Consider the following 17,923-nt stretch of genomic DNA (forward strand, 5'->3'; position numbering starts at 1 on the left):
TATGCTGTTAGACGTTCTCGCCTTTATTTTCTTCTTGCTCTTTGGGTTGAAAGTCCTTCCACCACCCAATGTGCTTGCAGTCATAACAAATAAGATCTTGGGTGTCTTGGCCCATGATTTTTTCTTTGATAGGTGTTTTTTTTGAACCGCATTTTGGGCAAACAGTATTTGTTCTAATCATTTTTTATCCTCAATGAGATTTTGGTAAATCGGCATAACGTCGAGGTGTGAGCGACGCTTGGCTATACTTGAGCGAAGCGAAACTGCCAAGCGTTGCGAATGACTCTTAAATGCTTTGTTAGGCATTTTGGTTCAAAACATATTGATTTATTATTTCCGCACGGATCAAAGACTGCGAGCATTCGGTTGAAGGCAGACCTAATGGAACGTACTTACCTTTAAAAGTAACGCAATCACCCTTAGATACTGGTATGGATAATTGCTCACCTTTGTTCAAAGTAATATTGGAAATGAATTCCCTTTCATTAATATAGATGTTTTCAAAGTAAGTTATTTCATCTTCAAGCTCACAAACTAAAAGTTCATGTATATCTCTTGTAACTACAAATTGATCAACACCAACCACATTTTGACAACTCGCTATAATCTCTCTAACGTATTTCAGTTCGCCATCGTTGATAAATAAATGAGGGCACGATCCAATTTGCCAATGCATATCGTAACTAAGCAAATTATCAAAGTCTAAGCTTTGAACGGCTTGGCTGAGTTCCTTGCTATTTTTTTTATAATTAACTGAATTAATGTGTAATGAATCCCCGAATAAAAATGTATCATCATGGTCAATTGAAATTGAACCGTGCTGTAAAATCTGAACTCGCTCACCATCTTCCCCACAATATGACGATAAGTTTCGGCGAGCTACCGGACCTACTTGCGGTAGCACTAAGGCAACAGGAATGACTAAAGTCATATCCTTTGCTAGTGGTACAGGTGGAAGTTTTATGGTTTTATTGTCTCGTTCACTACCAAGTAAAGTAAAGCCATTATTTGACAAGTAATCACATTCTATTGAGTCAATAATTATAGTGCTTTCACTTACGTTAGTTATTGCAGTAAAAGCACCCCATAAGCGTCTAGTAATAACTTCTTCAAGTAATGGAATACCCCAACACCCATGTTCATATCCGACAGCTTTCGCAATATTAGCTTCTTGCTGCAAATTATGCTTTAGCATAATTTGCAGCAAACCATCTTGTTTTGATAACTCTTCTAATTCTTCAATCTCAACGTCACGTAAGACCTCATAGTACTTAAAAGGGCTCGACGTTTGCTTAGGAAATGTTACATTTTTAAATCGGCTACAGTATTGCTCAACACTGTTATAGTGTTCACTACGCAAAATATGATCTCTATCTGGCAGATTGTGGCATTGCACGATGTCAAATAATGCTTCCGTAACTTTATTTTTTAAAAAACGAACATTGGTTAATGGGAATCGACGATAATCCCTACAGGAAATTTCATAAAGATTTGCAAAATCTTCGCATACATAATGGTTAACAAGGAAATCATCACCACATTCATTAGATACTACTAGTGATTCGATGTACTTCTCTAGTTCAGCTTGGTTGAGACCATTGTTAACAGTGATGTCTCCTGCGGCTTGATAATTAGTTGCATTTTCACCGCCAATTTGAAAATTATTACTTTCTCTTTTTATCATTGCTTTCACCAAAATACATATCGCCTTTCGACTGATAATTAGTAGAGTTACTCCCTCCAATTTGAACATTATCTATTTTAGTAACATCCTTTCTTTTACGTTTTAGAAACAAAGACAAGAATAGAGTTACAACTGTAACTCCAATACCACTGAATACCCAGTCTTTGTTGTCGATAATCCACTGAATCATAATTTCTCCGTAATGCCTAACGCCGCATTAAGGTGTGAGCAGCGCTTGCCTACATTTTGAGCGAAGCGCAAATGGCAAGCGTTGCGAATCACTCTTAAATGCTTTGTTAGCTTTTTTTAGTTCAGCACGTAAGTACTTGTTTATGTAATTTAAGCTGATTGACTGGTTTCCGTTTAACGGAATACTAATTACAGGCGTATTGTTTTTATTTGCTCGGTCGATTTCTAACCTAACCCACTTAGATTTTGAAACAGAATCAGTGTTAAGTAGCACGACCAGATCCGAATTATCTAGTTGCTCAATGACAAATTTTTGTTTGTCTTTTGCGTCATTATCTATGATGTCTACAAACGGCTTGCCATAGTCAGAGACAACCTCCGATATAGACTTAAGATGATCAACCGTGATCACCTCATCTCGAAGGGTATAGCTAATAAAAATATTCATTACGCAATGCGACCTTGAGAAAACAATAAAAACCCAAATATAGACAAAGACATTATAACAAAGTAAAGCGACATAGATAAATTAAACATAGCGTCAAACCAACTAACATTTACTATTGAGACTTTATCGGTTGAAAGTCTGTTTCTTGATGCGATTGCATGAAGCCGTGTATTCATGCGCTTTCTGGTAACTCGTTGATAATAATATGCAGTAAAGTCAGCAATCCAAAAGCCAAACGCAATAAGAAAGGGAACTATAAAGTATGAAGGGTCTAGAGTATCAGATGTTAGTTTACCAAGTGCGACAGCTGCTATACCGATTACCGCAACACATAGTTTTTTAAACTCGAAACAATTTTGACTAATTTTCAACGTTGCTTCATGAAGTTGATCAACTTCAACCCAATCCATTTCGTCAGCAGCATTACGCTTGTATTCTTGAAAATTACTATCATCACTCATTCAATCTAATCTCTATTTTTCTTTATATGCCGCTATTATGCTGGATAGTGTTACGATAAAAAGCTAACAGTGATTAGATGGAAGGTGGTACTAATCCGTTAATAGAGCCTTCCATATAACTCCGGTTCGTCATGATCGATTATACGAAAAAATAATTTTAAATCAGAATGTTACCTACCTTCCTATAGTGCTGAACGTACTCGAGCAACATCCTCTTTTGGCTCTGCTTTTCGCTACTGAGCAAAAATACACTTTTGGGGCGGCAATGGAAAGCGCCATCTGGCCTCTTTTTCATAAACAAGTCAGTAGTGTGATCGGGGGCTATATATCAAAAAATCGAAGGAGTGCCGCGCCTTCTGCCACTGGCTCGGCCAGCAGTTTGCCGACGTAAACCCGAGCGGGAGGAGGGCGGGCTTGCCACCCTCTGAGGTAGGTCACTGAATCGGGGGCGCTGGCGTGGTTAAATGGTCGGCTCACATCTTGCCGGATATTGCTGTGACCATGCCATCTGACCTTCAGCCGCTGCTCGCCTGGCCCGACTATCTGCAGGCATCCTGGCTGCGCTGCGCCCACCAGACCAGTGCCACCCTCTGGCATCCGCCCCACTGCGCCAAGGGGCAGACCTTGCAGAGCCTGCGCCAGCGCAAGCGGGACCTGCTCACCACCGGCGAGATGGCCCTCGAAGATCTCTACGAATTTATGGAGGGGCGCCCCTGCGCCCTGCTGCTCACCGACGAGAGCGGCTGCCTGCTGGCCCAGACCGGCCACCCCGACACCCTGCGCGAGCTGGCGGCGCTGGGATTTGGCCCTGGCGCCTTTTTCAGCGAGGGGCGCATCGGCACCAATGCCATCAATCTGGCTGCGCTGGAGGGAGTGCCGCTCTGCGTCAGCGGCCCCCAGCACTTCAACCAGACTCTGCACCCGTGGCACAGCTGCGCCAGCCCGGTCTACAACAGCAATGGCCGTCAGGTCGCCATCATAGCTTTGATCTGCAAGGTGGAGGAGGCGAGCGCCGGCGATCTGGCGCTCACCGTCAGCGCCGGGCGCGAGCTGGCCCATCTGCTGCAGATGGAGACCCTGATGCAGGAGTCCCAGCACCACCTGAGCGAGCTCTACGCCCTGCTCGATGGCATGGATGACGGCGTGCTGGCCTGGGATCCGCAGGGCCGACTGCGCTACCTCAACGCGCTGGCGGCACACCGGCTGCGGCTCGATCCGGCGCTCTGTCTCGGCCAGCCGCTGGAGCAGCACCTGCTGCTGCCCCAGCGGTTGCAGCTGGCCATCAAGGGGCAGACGCCGCTCAGCCATGTGGAGGTGACGCTGGAGCGGCTTGGCGCTCAGGAGGGGGAGTTTATCAATGCGCTGGTGAGCCTCAAGCCGCTGCCGGGGCCGGAGGGGGTCAGCTTTATCGCCCTGCTGCACCCGGTCGATCGGCTGCGGGCCATTCACCAGCTGCGCCAGACGGTGCCCGAGCTCTCGGCGCTGGTGGGCGAATCGAGCGCCATGCGCAAGCTGCTGCGCTATGCCCGGCAGGCGGCCCAGAGTCAGGGGCCGATCCTGCTGCGCGGCGAGGAGGAGGTGGGCAAGGCCCAGCTGGCGGAGGCGATCCACTTTGGCAGCGAACGGGCCGCCGGGCCGCTTATTACCCTCAACTGCAAGGCGCTGCCGAGCGAGCGGATGGCGCTGGAGTTGATGGGCTCTGACGAGGCGGGGCAGGAGCGGGCAGGCAAGTTCGAGCTGGCCCACGGCGGCACGTTAGTGCTGGAGCAGGTGGAGTGTCTCTCTGCCCCCATGCAGGCGGCGTTGCTGCAACTGCTCAAGACCGGCCGCATCCAGCGCTTCGATTCGGCCCGCATCCTGCCGCTCAAGGTGCGGATCATCGCCACCAGCAGCGCTCCGCTGGAGCAGTTGGTGCAGGAGGGGCTGTTTGGCCGCCAGTTGCTCTATGCCTTGCAGGCGTGCGAGCTGTGGCTGCCGGGATTGCGGGAGCGCGCGGCGGACCTGCCGGGCCTTATCAGCCAGCAGCTGGCGGCGCAGGGGCGCGAGCCGGTGCGCCAGTTCAGCCCGGCGGCCCTCGACTGTCTGCTGGCCTATCCCTGGCCCGGCAATCTGGGGGAGCTGCGCAGCGCCGTCGAGCATGCCCTGCTTCACGTCGGTCAGGGGCCGATCCCGCCCGAGGCACTGCCCGCTGCCATTCGGCACGGCTATCAGCAGGTGGCGGACGAGGTAGTGGGGCAACCGCTGCTCACCCTGGCGGAGCTGGAGCGGCAAGCCATCTTGCGCTGCGCTCACGCCTGCAAGGGGCAGGTGAGCCAGATGGCCCAGCATCTTGGCATCAGTCGCACCACCCTCTGGCGGCGGCTCAAACTGCTCGAGATCGATCCCGCTGACTATCACGGCTGACGGTTATTAAGGCCGTTGCGAACCGGCCCGTAGAAAACGAAAAGGCCCCGCAGATGCGGGGCCGTTTTTATATGGCAGGTCAGTGGTGGCGTGGTTACAGCCCCAGCTGGTGGGCGGTGACGATGGCCGCCAGCACATCTTCGGCAGTGACCTTGAACGGCATATTGTGGATGGTCTCGCCCTCGGCGGTGGAGGCTTTGGCCACCTCCATCAGGCGCGCCATATCCAGCTCCTTGACCCCCATCATATGCAGGTTGGTCGGCAGGCCCACCGAGCGGCAGAAGCCCAACACGGTTTCGATCTCCGCCATCGGTGCGTTCTCCAGCACCAGCTGCACCAGGGTACCGAACGCCACCTTCTCACCGTGGTAGAGGTGGTGGCACTCGGCGAGCTGGGTCAGGCCGTTGTGGATGGCGTGGGCGGCGGCCAGCCCGCTGCTCTCGAAGCCGATACCGCTCAGATAGGTGTTGGCCTCGATGATGTTCTCCACCGCCTTGGTGCAGAGCCCCTGCTCCACCGCCAGCTTGGCCTTGTAACCATCGGCCAGCAGGGTCTTGTAGCAGAGCTCGGCAATGGCCTGCGCCGCCAGCGTGGAGGCGCCACCGGCCATGGTCTGGCAACCGGAGACCTTGTTGGCGCGCGCCTCGAAGTAGGTGGAGAGCGCATCCCCCATGCCGGAGACCAAGAGCCGCACCGGGGCGCGGGAGACCACGCCGGTATCCATGATGACCATATTGGGGTTGGTCGGGATCATCAGGTATTCGCTGAACTGCCCTTCCGGGGTGTAGATGACCGCCAGCGCGCTGGTGGGGGCATCGGTGGAGGCGATGGTCGGCACTATGACCACCGGCACTTTCTGGTAGAAGGCGACCGACTTGGCGGTATCCAGCGTCTTGCCGCCGCCGATGCCGATGATGACGTCAAACGGGGTCTGCTGGCAGCGAGCCAGCAGGCGGTCGATCTCGGGGCGGGAGCATTCGCCGTTGAAGCAGTCGAACTCCGGCTTGATACCGGCGCCGTGGAAGCTGGTGGCCACGGTATCGCCTACCAGCTTGGTGACGAAGGCGTCAGCCAGGATCAGCGGCTTGCTACCGAGCGCTTTGACGTAGTTGCCGATATTGGCGAGGGCCCCGTTGCCTTGCACGTATTTGCTGGGGCTGATGATAATGCGGTCCATATTCTATCCCTCTCTCTTTACTAATTAAGAATCGGGGCGAAGGGGCGGCAGTGCCGGGGACTCCTTCGTCTTGAATGAAGCTGCACAGGCTCAGCGAGCGAGTGCAGCCCTTGAAACAGTGGCGTGCGGCGTCAGTCGCCAAAACGCTCGTCGGCCAGCTGCTGGAAGCAGGCCAGGGCGGCGTTGGCATCCTCGCCGCGCGCCAGCAGGGTGAGCTGGTCGCCCTGGCGCACGTTGAGCATGGCGAGCCGGGTCAGGCTGCGGGGGCTGGCCTCTTTATCCCCCTTTTGCAGCTTGAGTTCGGCGGCAAAGGGCTTGAGGGCGGCTACCAGTCGGGCGGCGGGGCGCACATGCAGGCCGTGGGGGTTATCCACCACCACCTCACAGCGCAGCCAGCCGTCGTCGGCAACGGGGGCTTTCTCGGTGGCGGCCTGCGCCGCGCGGGCTGGCAGCATCGCCTGTTTCGGGCCCAGCGCGCCGAGTGCCTCGGCCGCGACCTCATCCAGCGTCAGGCCGGAACCGGCCGCCACCACAGCGGCCAGAGTACCTTCGACCAGCGGGGCGGGGCAGAGCCGCACCCTCGCGCTTAACTCGGGGGGCAGCAGTTCGAGGGCGGTTTCGGCGCTCAGCAGAGCGCTGCCCAAGTCCATCAGTACCAGCACGCCGCTGCCGTCATCCGCTTCTTCAATCGCACTCATCACCGCGATGGCGTCGGTGCCGATGGGGTGGTCGGGGTCATCGACCCCGGCCGCCAGCAGCAATCGGGCCGGGCTGCCGAGCTGGTCGGCCAGCGCTTTCAAGCCGGCTGCCAGCAGGGCGCTGTGAGAGACAACTACGATTCCGATCATGTCACAACCTCGCTCTGTCACGCAGGGCGGTCAGCAGCAGCAGGGTCGAGGTGGCCCCGGCATCCTGATGGCCGATGCTGCGCTCGCCAAGATAGCTGGCGCGCCCCTTGCGGGCCTGCATCTGGATGGTGGCCTCGGTACCGGCTGCGGCGGCTGCCACCGCCTTGTCCAGCGCATCGTTGAGCGGCAGATCTTGCTGCTGCGCCTGTTGCAGGGCGGCCAGTGCCGGCCACCAGGCATCGCACATGGTCTTGTCGCCCGGCTCGGCACGGCCGCGGGAGACGATCCCCTCGACCCCGTCACTCAGCATTTTGCACAGCTGGCTGAGGCTCAGGCTCTGGCAGGCGTCGCTGCTGGCCGCGGCCCGGATAAAGAAGGTGCCGTAGAGCGGGCCGCTGGCGCCGCCGACCGAGGAGAGCAATGTCATGCCGGTGGTTTTCAGTACCTGCCCGATATCCTTGTCTGCCACCGCGGGCAGCTTCTCGGCCACCTTGGCGAAGCCGCGCTGCATGTTGAGGCCGTGGTCGCCGTCGCCGATGTCGGTATCCAGCGCGGTGAGGTAGTCACGCTGCTCGGTAAAGATGTGTTCGCAGTCGAGCAGCCAGTTGACGATTTGGTGTTTGCTTAGCATGGCTATCGGCACTCCTTAGCAGCCGCGACGCAGGGCGGGGGTGTGAACGGGGGCATCCCATAGGGTCATCAGCTCGTCATCCACCTTGAGCAGGGTGATGGAGATGCCGGTCATATCGAGGGAGGTGCAATAGGGGCCGATCAGGTTGCGCACCAGATGGATGCCCGCCTCTTCGCACAGGGTAGCAAGGCGACCATAGACACCATACAGCTCTGAAATCGGGGTGCCGCCCAGGCTGTTGACCAGCGCGATGACCCGATCGCCCTTGTTGAGCGGCTCGATAAAGGTGTGCTCTTCCTGCCAGCTGCCGCTGGTGCGATCCCAGTGGCGCAGGGTGCGGCCGTAGGGGGTGTTGTCAGCAAGCTCGCTGAACATGTCGTCCACCAGGGTATTGAGGTCGGTGAAGGGGCGGCGCTCGATGCCTGGTTCGCCGTGGATACCGACGCCGAACTCCAGCTCGTTGTCCGCCAGAGTGAAGGAGGGCTTGCCAGCGGCCGGCACGGTGCAGGCATGCATGGCCACGCCTATGGTGCGGCTCTGGTTGTTGATGCGACGGGCCAGCGCCTCGCAGCGCGCCAGATCGTAGCCCGCCTCGGCGGCGGCACCGACCAGCTTCTCGCACAGCACTGTGGTGGCAACGCCACGGCGACCGGCGGTATAGAGGCTGTCTTTGACCGCCACGTCGTCATCGATCAGGGCGAAGCCCACTTTTACACCATCGCCGTGCAGCAGCTCGACCGCGGTCTCGAAGTTGAGTACGTCGCCTGTGTAGTTCTTCACCAGAAACAGCACGCCCGCGCCGCCATCAACGGCCTGACCGCACTCGTACATCTGATCCGGGGTCGGGGAGGTAAAAATCTCGCCGGGGCAGGCGCCATCCAGCATCCCTTTGCCCACCAGACCGCCGTGCATCGGCTCGTGGCCGCTGCCACCGCCGGAGACCAGCGCCACCTTGCCCATCACGGGGGAGTCGACGCGGGTGATGTAGTGGGGTTCGATACGTACCTTGAGCTCGGGGTGGGCGGCTGCCATCCCCATCAGTTGTTCACGGACCACGGCATCGACGGCATTGATCAGTTTCTTCATGGCTCACTCCTTGGCTTGCCACCGCTCGGGTGGGCAAATGGTTGATGGAGCCAGTCTAACGACAGAAAGAGGGATAAAAATGACGGCCTGTTTGGTTCGGATTTGAAACAGCAGAAGGGGGCTCGGCGTTTCAATCTGAAACGGCGCAGGGCAAGCGGGCGGGAAACTGTTAGCTGACTCACAGCCATGAAAAAGGGCCCCGCAGGGCCCTTCGCTATAACCGGAATATGCGGACGGGTTAGATGGCCCAGCCACCGGCGTAGAAGATCACCAGCGCCAGGGCGATGATGACGGTGCCGACGTTCAGCTTCTTCCACTCGGCAGCGAAGATGCGGCCAACGACCAGCGCCACGAAGCCCAGCATGATGCCGGTCACGATGTTGCAGGTCAGCACGATAAAGACGGCGCACAGCATGCCGGAGAGCGCATCGACCGAGTCGCTGAAGTCCAGCTTGGTGACGTTGCCCAGCATCAGCAGACCGACATACATCAGCGCCGGTGCGGTGGCGTAAGCCGGTACCAGATAGCTGAGCGGGGAGAGGAAGATCATCAGCAGGAACAGTACACCGACCAGTGCCGCGGTCAGACCGGTCTTGCCTCCGGCCGCGGTGCCTGCGGCGGATTCGATGTAGACGGCCGCCGGAGCACCACCAACGGCACCTGCCACCATGCTGCTGACGGAGTCGGCAGTCAGGGCCTTGCCGCCACTGATGATGTGGCCACGCTCGTTGATGAGGCCAGCCTGACCGGCCACGGCACGGATGGTGCCGGTAGCGTCAAACACAGCGGTCATCACCAGCGCCAGTACGGTCGGAATGACTACCGGATTGAGGGCGCCCAGCAGATCCATGCTGCCTACCAGCGAGCCCTTCTCGCCAGTCAGGCTCGGCATGGCGAAGAAGCCCTGCCAGGTCACTTTGGGGTCGAAGATAAGGCCGAGGATGGAGATGGCGATGATCACCATCAGGATGCCGCCCGGCACCTTGCGACGCTCCAGACCGAAGATGGCGGCCAGACCCAGCACCGTCATGATCACCGGGAAGGCGGTCACTTCACCCAGTTGCACCGGCAGACCGGCCCCTTCGTTCTTGATCACCATGCCAACGCCGTTGGTGGCGATCAGCAGCAGGAACAGACCGATACCGATGCCGGTACCGTGGGCGATGCCGGAGGGGAGGTTATCCAGGATCCACTGGCGCACGCCGGTGACGCTGATCAGGGTAAACAGCACACCCATCAGGAAGATGGCGCCCAGGGCGACCGGAATGCTCAGCCCCTGACCCAGCACCAAACTGAATGCGGTAAAGGCGGTGAGGGAGATGGCGCAACCGATAGCCATCGGCAGCTTGGCCCACAGGCCCATCAGCAGGGAGCCGAAGGCGGCGATCAAACAGGTGGCCACAAACACCGGGCCCTGCTCAAAGCCGGCAGCGCCCAGCATGTTCGGCACCACTATGATGCTGTAGACCATCGCCAGGAAGGTGGTCAGCCCCGCGACCAGCTCCTGACGCACGCTGCTGCCGCGCGCAGAAATGGAAAAATAAGAGTCCAGAAAGCCGCCAGTCCCTGTTTGGGCGGCCATATCTTGCTTTGCCATAACTAATCCTGAAAGTGTGAAGGAAATCGTTTGCGTTGGTGGCGCGCAAAATAGCAAGAATTCGCGGCAAATACAGCGGATAACCTGACTTTTTCGTCACTATTTTACATTTTGAGTCCATTCGGAGCTCATTCTAAGACTCAAGCGGTGAGAGCGTGTAAGGGAGGGATCAAGTTGTCGGGGGAGGGGAGATCAGTGAGGAAAAAGCGGGGAAAAACAAAAAACCCGCCGAAGCGGGTTTTTTTAAATTCTTGCAGAGCTGTCAGCAGTTGGCATGAGCCATCAGCAGCATGCTCCGGCTTGAATTACAGACCAACTACGTTGGCAGCAGCCGGGCCTTTCTGGCCTTGCTCGATGGTGAACTCAACGCGCTGACCTTCGTCCAGGGTTTTGAAGCTGGTGGACTGGATAGCGGAGAAGTGTACGAACACGTCTTTGCTGCCGTCAGCCGGGGAGATGAAACCAAAACCTTTCTCAGCGTTGAAGAACTTAACGGTACCAGTCATTTTGTTAGACATAATAATTTCCTTAAATAGTGTTGAATGCCACCTAAATGGCAATTTTTGATTTTTCGTCAGCAATACGTATGGGGAGCACTAAAGAAGGAGAATTATTTGATAAGAATTATCCGAGGATAACGCTTATGCTAATCACTGCTTTACTAAAATGACTGCCTAACATAATCAGGTCTGAACTGCCGAACCATCGAGAAAGATTAAAACACGCTCTCATTTTTAAAGCAAACTTTATCTCAATATTAATGTTTTGTAACAGCCAAAAATATCATTTTTTATAGAAATATGATGCATTTCAAAGGCATAGAAAAATCAACGAGGACTCATATCACCCTGTAGCAAACCAGATTCGGCTTTTTTGTCCTGACTATGTAGCCAGTTCTGGCAAAAAATATGAGAAAAAATGAAAAGCTGGCGATAGATGGGATTGTCAGTTGACGTTCTCTCTAACTCACAATGTAAATCACTTCTTTGCTGCTGCGGTTAGCTTCTGGGCTGCAAATCAATGGCGGCGCCAAATCTGGCTCATCGAGCATCGCCCAGACATGCAAACGCCCGCAGGCACAAGTGCCTGCGGGCGTTTTGCCAAGAAGGGATCAGCGCTTGCTGCGAAACTTGTTGCTGACCGAATCAATCCAGCTGAAGGTTTCCGGCAGTACCTGGTTCTTGGCACGCTCTTTGGCTTTCTCGCGAGCCAGCTTGGAGGCAGCCTTGGCTGCTTCGGCGCGGTCCGCCACAATTTTCAGGCGACCCTCTTCGCGGATCTTGTTCCGCTCTCCGTTGGTCAGCTGGTGGTCTGCATTGGCTTGTGCCTTTTGCAATAACAAGGCTATCTCGGCTTTTTCGGCCTCGGTCAGATCTTTCATTTCCAGCTTTTTCACGGCGCGCTCCTGCGGCAGGGTGGTTAGACACCCTAACACAGTTGTGCCGATCACTTCTTATGCAATCGGCTTTCCGGCGTAAAAATGCAGGTTTGTGCCAACTTTCCGTTATTTCACTGCCACTTTCCCGCCTGTTTGCCACATTTCAATTTATGGCGAGCGGCGAGGACAGCTCTTGTTCCTCCGGCTCGACGTGGATAAGCACGATGGCGTGGGGCAGTTGTTCCATGATGGCGTGTTCGATGCGATCACAGATATCGTGGGCTTCACCGATGCTCATCTCCGGGGGCAGGGTGAGATGGAAGTCGATATGGCGGCGACGACCGGCACGACGGCTGCGCAGATCGTGGAAACCGCTGGCGGCAGGGCAGCATTCGGTGATGATGCGGCTGGTCATCGCCAGCTCTTCCGGGCTCATGCTCTGGTCGATCAGCGGCTGGAAGGCCTCGTTGAGCATGCTGATGGCCTCTCTGACAATAAAGATGGCGACCGCAATGGCGACCAGCGGGTCGAGGATGGCGAGTGAATGGCCGAACAGACCGGCCAGCCAGATCCCGCCAAGACCGACGGCGACCCCGGCGGAGGTGAGCACATCCGCCTTGAGATGAAGCGCATCGGCAGCCAGCGCGACCGACTCCTCCTCTCGGGCCACCTTGTAGAGGTAGGCAGAGACGCCGCTGTTGACCAGCGCCGAGATCACCATCACCAGCACGCCCCAGCCAATGCTTTCAATCGGGCTGGGGGTGATCAGCTTGTCGACGGCTTCGAAGATGATCCAGCCCGCGGCCAGCAAGATAAGCAGTGCTTCGATGACGCCGGAGACATTTTCAATCTTGTCATGACCATATGGGTGGCGTTCATCGGGCGGGAGATCGGACTTTTTCACCGCGAACAGGGCGATCAGGGCCGCCACCAGATCCATGGCGGAGTGGATCGCCTCCGAGATGATACTGACCGAGCCGCTGGCGAACCCGGCCACCATTTTCATGATGATCAGACTGATATTGGAGCAGACCGACACCATGGCGGCTCTGGTTTTTCTGTTCATGTCACAGCTTCCTGAATAAAAACGGATATTTCGGTGCGGCATGCATTATATCCAGCTGACCGGAAATAACCTATTCGGTGTTGTAACCTGATGTTCCCGATGATATTGCGAATGCTTATTAAAATGGTGACCTCTTGCGCGGCAATAAATAATGAGAGGGATTTATGTTTATCCGTGAAAATATCCAGGTAACGATGACTTAATATAAGCGTGACAACATTTAATAATGCGAATTACTCTTTTTTGGTCTTTCCTGTCGAGGTCGTTTGGCCTCCCCGCTCAAGGGGCTGCGCGCGACATCTTTTGGACGAGAATGAGGCTGGATCCGGATGCCACTGGAGGGTATGCTGGGTCTGGTGATGGTCTTGCACCATCCCACCAAGCGTACTGAAGTTGATGATTCGGATGGCATGCTGGCTCCCATGAGGAACCAACTGTCTGGGTAACATTTTTGGAGTTTGATGATGAGTAACAAAGAACATCACAACGGCAAAGATGCCAAGAAAAAACCGCAGATGTCACTGAAAGAGAAACGCGAAGCCAAACGTCAGAAAGCAGAACTGAAAAACGGCAGCGCAATGAAGTAACGCTCCCCTACTGCTGTTCCTTCGGAGCCAGTACAAAGCCAGCCCTTACCGGCTGGCTTTTATGTTTGTGGCTCACGGCGTGGCGCCGTAAGCCGCGAAAATCTGGTGATAACGACCATCCTGACGCATCGCCTCAAGGCGCTTATCAAACAGATTGCGAGCATCGGCCGTACGGAAGGCAAAGTGATAGACAGTGGGCGGGAAGAGGTCTGCTTGCCTGACCTGATTGCGCTCGTAGTGCTCGCCTGCCTGGGCGGTGGCAATCAGCTGGTCGAGGTAGTAGTAGAACACCCGCTCCTCCAGTACGACTGCATCGACCCTGCCGCGCATCAGCTGATGTACCTGCACCTGCTGCTTGGCTACCTCCTCATAGTGGGGATTCTGGTTGGCCATGGTGGCGAATGCCCCCCCCAGAATGATCCTTGCCCGTTGAAAGGCGGTGACCCGTTTTGAATGCAGGTCGTCCAGAGTGCTGATGTGGGTGCTGCGCAGGGTGAAAATCCGGTTATGGAAGGTGATAACGGGCTGGGTCAGAACGTGAGGATCAACCATCCCGGGTCTGACGTTGATGATGGCATCCAGCTTTCCTGACTCGAACAGGCGGAAGGTACGCTCCAGCGGCAGAAATTCAAAGCTGGGCTCATAGCCGCTGCCAGCGAACGCCTCTTTCAGCAGATCCAGCTCGATGCCACGCTGATTACTTTCGATCACATATGGAGGGATGGCAAAGCTGACCCCGACCTTGAGTGGCGTTGCCTGCAACTGGCCGGAGAGCAAGCTGGTCAGCATTAGCAATAAAGGGGTGAGCAGTTTCATTGCACTTTTCACAAAGCGTTCCTGTGGAGAATATCCATCACTGTAAGAGAGGCAACCAAAAAGCGTTATATCCCTTTCGGGCTGAGAGGTTCAGCCTGAGTGCATAAAAAAAGACCCTGAGTTATCAGGGCCTTTTCAATATTCTGTTCTTAGAACGGGATATCGTCGTCGAAATCCATCGGCGGCTCGTTATATACCGGCGGCGCAGATTGCGGCTGCTGGGCAGGACGGCCATAACCGCCTTGCGGCTGCATGTTCTGCTGCGGAGCCGGTGCCGGGCGCTGCTGATTCATCGGCTGCTGGGCAGGCATGCTCTGCTGTGGCTGACCCCAGTTACCCTGGGATTGGCCACCCATGTTCTGGCCCATACCCTGACCGCCTTGCGGACGACCACCCAGCATCTGCATCACGCCAGTGAAGCTGTCGACCAGCACTTCAGTGGTGTAGCGCTCCTGGCCGCTCTGATCCTGCCATTTGCGGGTTTGCAGTTTGCCTTCCACATAGACCTGGGAGCCCTTCTTCAGGTACTCGCCAGCCACTTCGGCCAGCTTGCCCATGAAGACGACGCGATGCCATTCGGTACGCTCTTTCTGCTCACCGGTCTGCTTGTCGCGCCAGGTTTCGGAGGTAGCCAGAGTAATGTTGGTCACAGCACCGCCACTCGGCATGTAGCGTACTTCCGGGTCTTGCCCGAGGTTACCGATCAGAATGACTTTATTGATGCCTCGACTGGCCATAATCTCTCTTCCACCTTATTTACCGGCCAGGTCGAAACCTGGTCCAACACGACTAGATACCTGATTAGTTGCTGTGTGCGGGGCGCAATGTCCCGCAGACGCATGTGACGGTCATAGTAACAGTTGCGAAGCGGATTGGCAGCATCCTTAACCGGCTTGATGTGCCAAAGACAACTGTTGGCTCCTGCTGCAGTGATGGTCGGGTTGCAGCTGTTTTGGGCGCGTCCGGCATCACATTTCTGCCATATATTCCTGTTATGCTGGCCGATTGGCGAATTGGAATAGGTTTTTAAATCGACTAAAAACATATGGTTACGATATTTATGAGATCCATTCTCATACTTTTTTAATATTGTGCTCCCATACCTCCTTGGTAGACTCAGTCGGCCAGATTAGGTGGTTTACAGGTTCAAGGAAGAGCACACAATGAAAGCCGCATGCCCGATCGCACTGGTCACTGAAAATAATGTGCAGGCCAGCACATTTGCTGCATACCTCATCTCTCATTTGAGCCGTCCCGTCCAGCTAATCCACGAGATTAATCAGCTAGATAACCAGTGTGACGGCACGCTGTTTCTCATCGATCTCGACTATATCCGCTCTGGCCAGTCACTGGGCTGGAACCGGGCGATCTCCGAACGCTTTGGCATGGCGACCACCGTGCTGCTCAATGCTCCCACTGCGACGGATCGCGACCTGTTGCTGATGTGGCCGCAGATCTGCGGTCTGTTTTTCCGTCAGGATCCGCTCGACCGGCTGGTTGCCGGGTTGCAGAAAATCCTGCTGGGCGAGTACTGGATGCCGCGCCACCTGCTGTGCGAGCTGGTCGAATACTATCGCCAGGGCAATAGCTACCTGCTGCGTAACGACACTCTGCTGACAGCCAGAGAGCAGGAGATCATCCGTTATCTGATGACGGGCGCCTCCAATGTCGAGATCGCCGACAGCCTGTTTGTCAGCGAGCACACCGTCAAATCCCACCTCTATAACGTCTTTAAAAAGCTGAATGTGAAGAACCGGATCCAGGCGGTGAGCTGGGCCAAAGAGTATCTCGATGCTCCGGACTCCCACTGATGAAAGCGTTCTCTCTTGCGTGTTGCCTCGCGCTGCTCTGGGGCTGCACGACCGTTGTAGCGGCCGAGGCCGATGCACCGCTGGAGTCGGTACAGCCGGAGCAGGAGAGTGATCGGCTGGATGTGGATGGTCTGGTGCTGGACCGCACTTTTACCCGTTTCGGTCAGGGCTTTTATAACGAATTTACCCGGTTGCGCAGCGATGAAGACCCGGATGCCAGAGAAAATCTGACGATTCATGAGCGCCCGACAGCTCGCTGGGGCAGCCTGATCTGGATCACCCATAACCGGAAGGTGATTTTTAAAACCGCTCTCTCTCCCGGCCGCAATCAGCAGGAGCAGAGCGCCAAACTGGCTTGGTCACAGGTCAGGCTGACCCTCGAACAGCAAAAGATCGCGACCCTGTTCATGGATACCTTCGATTTGGAACATGATGAACTATAAGGATATTTCTCATGCGTGCCCGGTTATGGCTAGTTGCAGCCCTGATAGCGCCAACGCTCCATGCGTCGGAGCTTGTCTATCGCCCCGTCAACCCCAGCTTTGGGGGTAACCCTCTCAACAGCAGTCATCTGCTTGGCACCGCCAATGCGCAGAATGATTACAAGGATCCCGCCAGTGGCAGCGGTAGCAGCGGCACCTCGGCGCTGGATCGCCTGACCTCCAACCTGCAATCCCGCCTGATCAGCCAACTGCTGGCCGATATCGGCAAGGATGGCAGCCAGAGCGGCAGTCTGGTGACCGATGATTTTGCCATCAATGTGGTGGATGAAGATGGCACCCTGGTGGTTTCAATCACCGACCGGGTGACCAACCAGACCACCATGATCGAAGTGAATGGTCTGATTGCTGACTGAGGGCGCGATGAAACGACAACTGTTATTGATAGTGCCCCTGCTTGCGCTGGCTGGCTGTGCGACCCATATCGGCTCGCCCGTTGCCGATGAGAAGGCAACCCTGATGCCGCGCTCCGTCTCTTACAAGGAGCTGATCAGTCTGCCCAAGCCAAAAGGGAAAATTGTCGCGGCCGTCTACGATTTTCGCGATCAGACAGGTCAGTACCTGCCAGCACCGGCGTCCAACTTTTCCACGGCGGTCACTCAGGGCGGGGTGGCCATGCTGAGCACTGCTTTGTGGGATTCCCAATGGTTTGTGCCGCTGGAGCGGGAAGGGCTGCAGAACCTGCTGACCGAGCGCAAGATTGTGCGGGCGGCCCAGAACAAGCCCAACGTGCCCGGCAACAATGCCAATCAACTGCCCTCGCTGGTTGCCGCCAACATCCTGATCGAGGGGGGGATAGTCGCCTATGACAGCAATGTACGAACCGGCGGGGCGGGGGCCAAGTATTTTGGCATTGGCGCCAGCGGGGAGTATCGGGTCGATCAGGTGACGGTCAATCTGCGCGCCGTCGATATCCGTTCAGGCCGGATCCTGAACAGTGTCACCACCTCCAAGACCGTATTGTCGCAACAGGTGCAGGCTGGGGTATTCCGTTTCGTCGAGTACAAGCGCCTGCTGGAGGCCGAGGCCGGTTTCAGCACCAATGAACCGGTACAGATGTGTGTCATGTCGGCTATCGAGTCCGGGGTGATCCGGCTAATAGCCAATGGCGTGCGGGACAATCTGTGGCAACTGGCTGACCAGCGGGATATCGACAATCCGATCCTGCAGGAGTACCTGCAAGACAATGCCCCGCTACTTTGAGTTTTCCCGTTCTCACAATGCCCTCCCTGGTGGAGGGC

General features: G+C 55.6%; 20 protein-coding genes. 6 read left to right on the forward strand and 14 right to left on the reverse strand.

The features are described from left to right. Window positions 1-298 precede the first annotated feature (298 nt). The 4 genes from ACB035_RS06130 to ACB035_RS06145 are packed head-to-tail and all read right to left on the reverse strand — an operon-like array spanning window position 299 to window position 2,782. Complete coding sequence (locus ACB035_RS06130) at window positions 299-1,693, reverse strand: hypothetical protein (RefSeq protein WP_371166908.1); 1,395 nt, start codon at window positions 1,691-1,693, stop codon at window positions 299-301. Beyond that, a complete protein-coding gene (locus ACB035_RS06135) occupies window positions 1,665-1,874 on the reverse strand; it encodes an LPXTG cell wall anchor domain-containing protein (protein ID WP_236373236.1) in 210 nt (69 codons plus the stop codon). The genes ACB035_RS06130 and ACB035_RS06135 overlap by 29 nt, the downstream gene beginning before the upstream one ends. Before the next feature lie 27 nt (window positions 1,875-1,901). Beyond that, complete coding sequence (locus ACB035_RS06140; protein ID WP_371166909.1) at window positions 1,902-2,321, reverse strand: TIR domain-containing protein; 420 nt, start codon at window positions 2,319-2,321, stop codon at window positions 1,902-1,904. Next, window positions 2,321-2,782 carry a hypothetical protein gene (locus ACB035_RS06145; RefSeq protein ID WP_236373226.1) on the reverse strand — a complete coding sequence of 154 codons (462 nt, stop codon included), beginning with the start codon at window positions 2,780-2,782 and terminating at the stop codon, window positions 2,321-2,323. The genes ACB035_RS06140 and ACB035_RS06145 overlap by 1 nt, the downstream gene beginning before the upstream one ends. 501 nt (window positions 2,783-3,283) lie before the next feature. On the opposite strand from ACB035_RS06145, the gene dhaR reads away from it, so the two are divergent. After that, complete coding sequence (dhaR, locus tag ACB035_RS06150; protein ID WP_371166910.1) at window positions 3,284-5,185, forward strand: dihydroxyacetone kinase operon transcriptional regulator DhaR; 1,902 nt, start codon at window positions 3,284-3,286, stop codon at window positions 5,183-5,185. 94 nt (window positions 5,186-5,279) lie between these two features. Here dhaR and ACB035_RS06155 read toward each other — a convergent pair whose 3' ends face one another. The 8 genes from ACB035_RS06155 to ACB035_RS06190 form a co-directional block, all read right to left on the reverse strand. Beyond that, on the reverse strand, window positions 5,280-6,362 hold the full coding sequence (locus ACB035_RS06155) for a glycerol dehydrogenase (RefSeq protein ID WP_042032199.1): 1,083 nt from the start codon (window positions 6,360-6,362) through the stop codon (window positions 5,280-5,282). A 131-nt stretch (window positions 6,363-6,493) separates the two neighbouring features. Further along, window positions 6,494-7,210 (reverse strand): dihydroxyacetone kinase phosphoryl donor subunit DhaM, encoded by a 717-nt coding sequence (gene dhaM, locus ACB035_RS06160; RefSeq protein WP_371166911.1) that lies wholly within the window; start codon window positions 7,208-7,210, stop codon window positions 6,494-6,496. Window position 7,211: 1 nt separating this feature from the next. Then, the gene (gene dhaL / locus ACB035_RS06165) at window positions 7,212-7,841 is read right to left on the reverse strand and encodes a dihydroxyacetone kinase subunit DhaL (protein WP_371166912.1); all 630 of its coding nucleotides are present in this window, start codon (window positions 7,839-7,841) and stop codon (window positions 7,212-7,214) included. 15 nt (window positions 7,842-7,856) lie between these two features. Beyond that, window positions 7,857-8,927 carry a dihydroxyacetone kinase subunit DhaK gene (gene dhaK / locus ACB035_RS06170; RefSeq protein ID WP_371166913.1) on the reverse strand — a complete coding sequence of 357 codons (1,071 nt, stop codon included), beginning with the start codon at window positions 8,925-8,927 and terminating at the stop codon, window positions 7,857-7,859. 238 nt (window positions 8,928-9,165) lie between these two features. Then, window positions 9,166-10,524, reverse strand: coding sequence for an NCS2 family permease (locus ACB035_RS06175; protein WP_005340164.1), 1,359 nt, complete (start codon window positions 10,522-10,524; stop codon window positions 9,166-9,168). Between the two features lie 305 nt (window positions 10,525-10,829). Then, window positions 10,830-11,042, reverse strand: a complete 213-nt coding sequence (gene cspA / locus ACB035_RS06180; RefSeq protein ID WP_005316548.1) for an RNA chaperone/antiterminator CspA — start codon at window positions 11,040-11,042, stop codon at window positions 10,830-10,832. 593 nt (window positions 11,043-11,635) lie between these two features. After that, the gene (yjbD, locus tag ACB035_RS06185; protein ID WP_005340165.1) at window positions 11,636-11,920 is read right to left on the reverse strand and encodes a DUF3811 domain-containing protein; all 285 of its coding nucleotides are present in this window, start codon (window positions 11,918-11,920) and stop codon (window positions 11,636-11,638) included. A gap of 145 nt (window positions 11,921-12,065) precedes the next feature. Next, window positions 12,066-12,968 carry a cation diffusion facilitator family transporter gene (locus tag ACB035_RS06190; RefSeq protein WP_371166914.1) on the reverse strand — a complete coding sequence of 301 codons (903 nt, stop codon included), beginning with the start codon at window positions 12,966-12,968 and terminating at the stop codon, window positions 12,066-12,068. 461 nt (window positions 12,969-13,429) lie between these two features. Here ACB035_RS06190 and ACB035_RS06195 point away from each other — a divergent pair, with 461 nt between their 5' ends. Beyond that, complete coding sequence (locus ACB035_RS06195) at window positions 13,430-13,555, forward strand: hypothetical protein (RefSeq protein ID WP_019445191.1); 126 nt, start codon at window positions 13,430-13,432, stop codon at window positions 13,553-13,555. A gap of 72 nt (window positions 13,556-13,627) precedes the next feature. Here the strand turns inward: ACB035_RS06195 and ACB035_RS06200 are convergent, their stop codons facing one another. Beyond that, on the reverse strand, window positions 13,628-14,371 hold the full coding sequence (locus tag ACB035_RS06200; protein ID WP_371166927.1) for a substrate-binding periplasmic protein: 744 nt from the start codon (window positions 14,369-14,371) through the stop codon (window positions 13,628-13,630). Between the two features lie 149 nt (window positions 14,372-14,520). Beyond that, window positions 14,521-15,108: a single-stranded DNA-binding protein gene (locus ACB035_RS06205; RefSeq protein ID WP_005340181.1), complete on the reverse strand. Its 588-nt coding sequence runs from the start codon at window positions 15,106-15,108 to the stop codon at window positions 14,521-14,523. A 426-nt stretch (window positions 15,109-15,534) separates the two neighbouring features. Here ACB035_RS06205 and ACB035_RS06210 point away from each other — a divergent pair, with 426 nt between their 5' ends. The 4 genes from ACB035_RS06210 to ACB035_RS06225 are packed head-to-tail and all read left to right on the forward strand — an operon-like array spanning window position 15,535 to window position 17,885. Further along, a complete protein-coding gene (locus ACB035_RS06210; RefSeq protein WP_042080923.1) occupies window positions 15,535-16,182 on the forward strand; it encodes a LuxR C-terminal-related transcriptional regulator in 648 nt (215 codons plus the stop codon). After that, window positions 16,182-16,625: a curli production assembly/transport protein CsgE gene (locus tag ACB035_RS06215; RefSeq protein WP_371166915.1), complete on the forward strand. Its 444-nt coding sequence runs from the start codon at window positions 16,182-16,184 to the stop codon at window positions 16,623-16,625. Before ACB035_RS06210 ends, ACB035_RS06215 begins: the two co-directional genes overlap by 1 nt. An 11-nt stretch (window positions 16,626-16,636) precedes the next feature. Beyond that, on the forward strand, window positions 16,637-17,038 hold the full coding sequence (locus tag ACB035_RS06220; RefSeq protein ID WP_019445195.1) for a curli assembly protein CsgF: 402 nt from the start codon (window positions 16,637-16,639) through the stop codon (window positions 17,036-17,038). Between the two features lie 7 nt (window positions 17,039-17,045). Then, window positions 17,046-17,885, forward strand: a complete 840-nt coding sequence (locus ACB035_RS06225) for a CsgG/HfaB family protein (protein ID WP_005355003.1) — start codon at window positions 17,046-17,048, stop codon at window positions 17,883-17,885. Window positions 17,886-17,923 lie beyond the last annotated feature (38 nt).

The organism is Aeromonas sp. S12(2024) (assembly GCF_041402305.1).
GTDB lineage: Bacteria > Pseudomonadota > Gammaproteobacteria > Enterobacterales > Aeromonadaceae > Aeromonas > Aeromonas veronii.

Bases quoted from the DNA above. Each gene is read 5' to 3' on its own strand.
- ACB035_RS06135 (WP_236373236.1), bottom strand. From the start codon at position 1,874: ATGATTCAGTGGATTATCGACAACAAAGACTGGGTATTCAGTGGTATT.
- ACB035_RS06195 (WP_019445191.1), top strand. From the start codon at position 13,430: ATGATGAGTAACAAAGAACATCACAACGGCAAAGATGCCAAGAAAAAA.
- ACB035_RS06155 (WP_042032199.1), bottom strand. From the start codon at position 6,362: ATGGACCGCATTATCATCAGCCCCAGCAAATACGTGCAAGGCAACGGG.
- ACB035_RS06200 (WP_371166927.1), bottom strand. From the start codon at position 14,371: ATGAAACTGCTCACCCCTTTATTGCTAATGCTGACCAGCTTGCTCTCC.
- ACB035_RS06220 (WP_019445195.1), top strand. From the start codon at position 16,637: ATGCGTGCCCGGTTATGGCTAGTTGCAGCCCTGATAGCGCCAACGCTC.
- cspA (WP_005316548.1), bottom strand. From the start codon at position 11,042: ATGTCTAACAAAATGACTGGTACCGTTAAGTTCTTCAACGCTGAGAAA.
- ACB035_RS06145 (WP_236373226.1), bottom strand. From the start codon at position 2,782: ATGAGTGATGATAGTAATTTTCAAGAATACAAGCGTAATGCTGCTGAC.
- ACB035_RS06175 (WP_005340164.1), bottom strand. From the start codon at position 10,524: ATGGCAAAGCAAGATATGGCCGCCCAAACAGGGACTGGCGGCTTTCTG.
- dhaM (WP_371166911.1), bottom strand. From the start codon at position 7,210: ATGATCGGAATCGTAGTTGTCTCTCACAGCGCCCTGCTGGCAGCCGGC.
- dhaL (WP_371166912.1), bottom strand. From the start codon at position 7,841: ATGCTAAGCAAACACCAAATCGTCAACTGGCTGCTCGACTGCGAACAC.
- ACB035_RS06140 (WP_371166909.1), bottom strand. From the start codon at position 2,321: ATGAATATTTTTATTAGCTATACCCTTCGAGATGAGGTGATCACGGTT.
- ACB035_RS06205 (WP_005340181.1), bottom strand. From the start codon at position 15,108: ATGGCCAGTCGAGGCATCAATAAAGTCATTCTGATCGGTAACCTCGGG.
- dhaR (WP_371166910.1), top strand. From the start codon at position 3,284: ATGCCATCTGACCTTCAGCCGCTGCTCGCCTGGCCCGACTATCTGCAG.
- ACB035_RS06190 (WP_371166914.1), bottom strand. From the start codon at position 12,968: ATGAACAGAAAAACCAGAGCCGCCATGGTGTCGGTCTGCTCCAATATC.
- ACB035_RS06215 (WP_371166915.1), top strand. From the start codon at position 16,182: ATGAAAGCGTTCTCTCTTGCGTGTTGCCTCGCGCTGCTCTGGGGCTGC.
- ACB035_RS06225 (WP_005355003.1), top strand. From the start codon at position 17,046: ATGAAACGACAACTGTTATTGATAGTGCCCCTGCTTGCGCTGGCTGGC.
- dhaK (WP_371166913.1), bottom strand. From the start codon at position 8,927: ATGAAGAAACTGATCAATGCCGTCGATGCCGTGGTCCGTGAACAACTG.
- ACB035_RS06210 (WP_042080923.1), top strand. From the start codon at position 15,535: ATGAAAGCCGCATGCCCGATCGCACTGGTCACTGAAAATAATGTGCAG.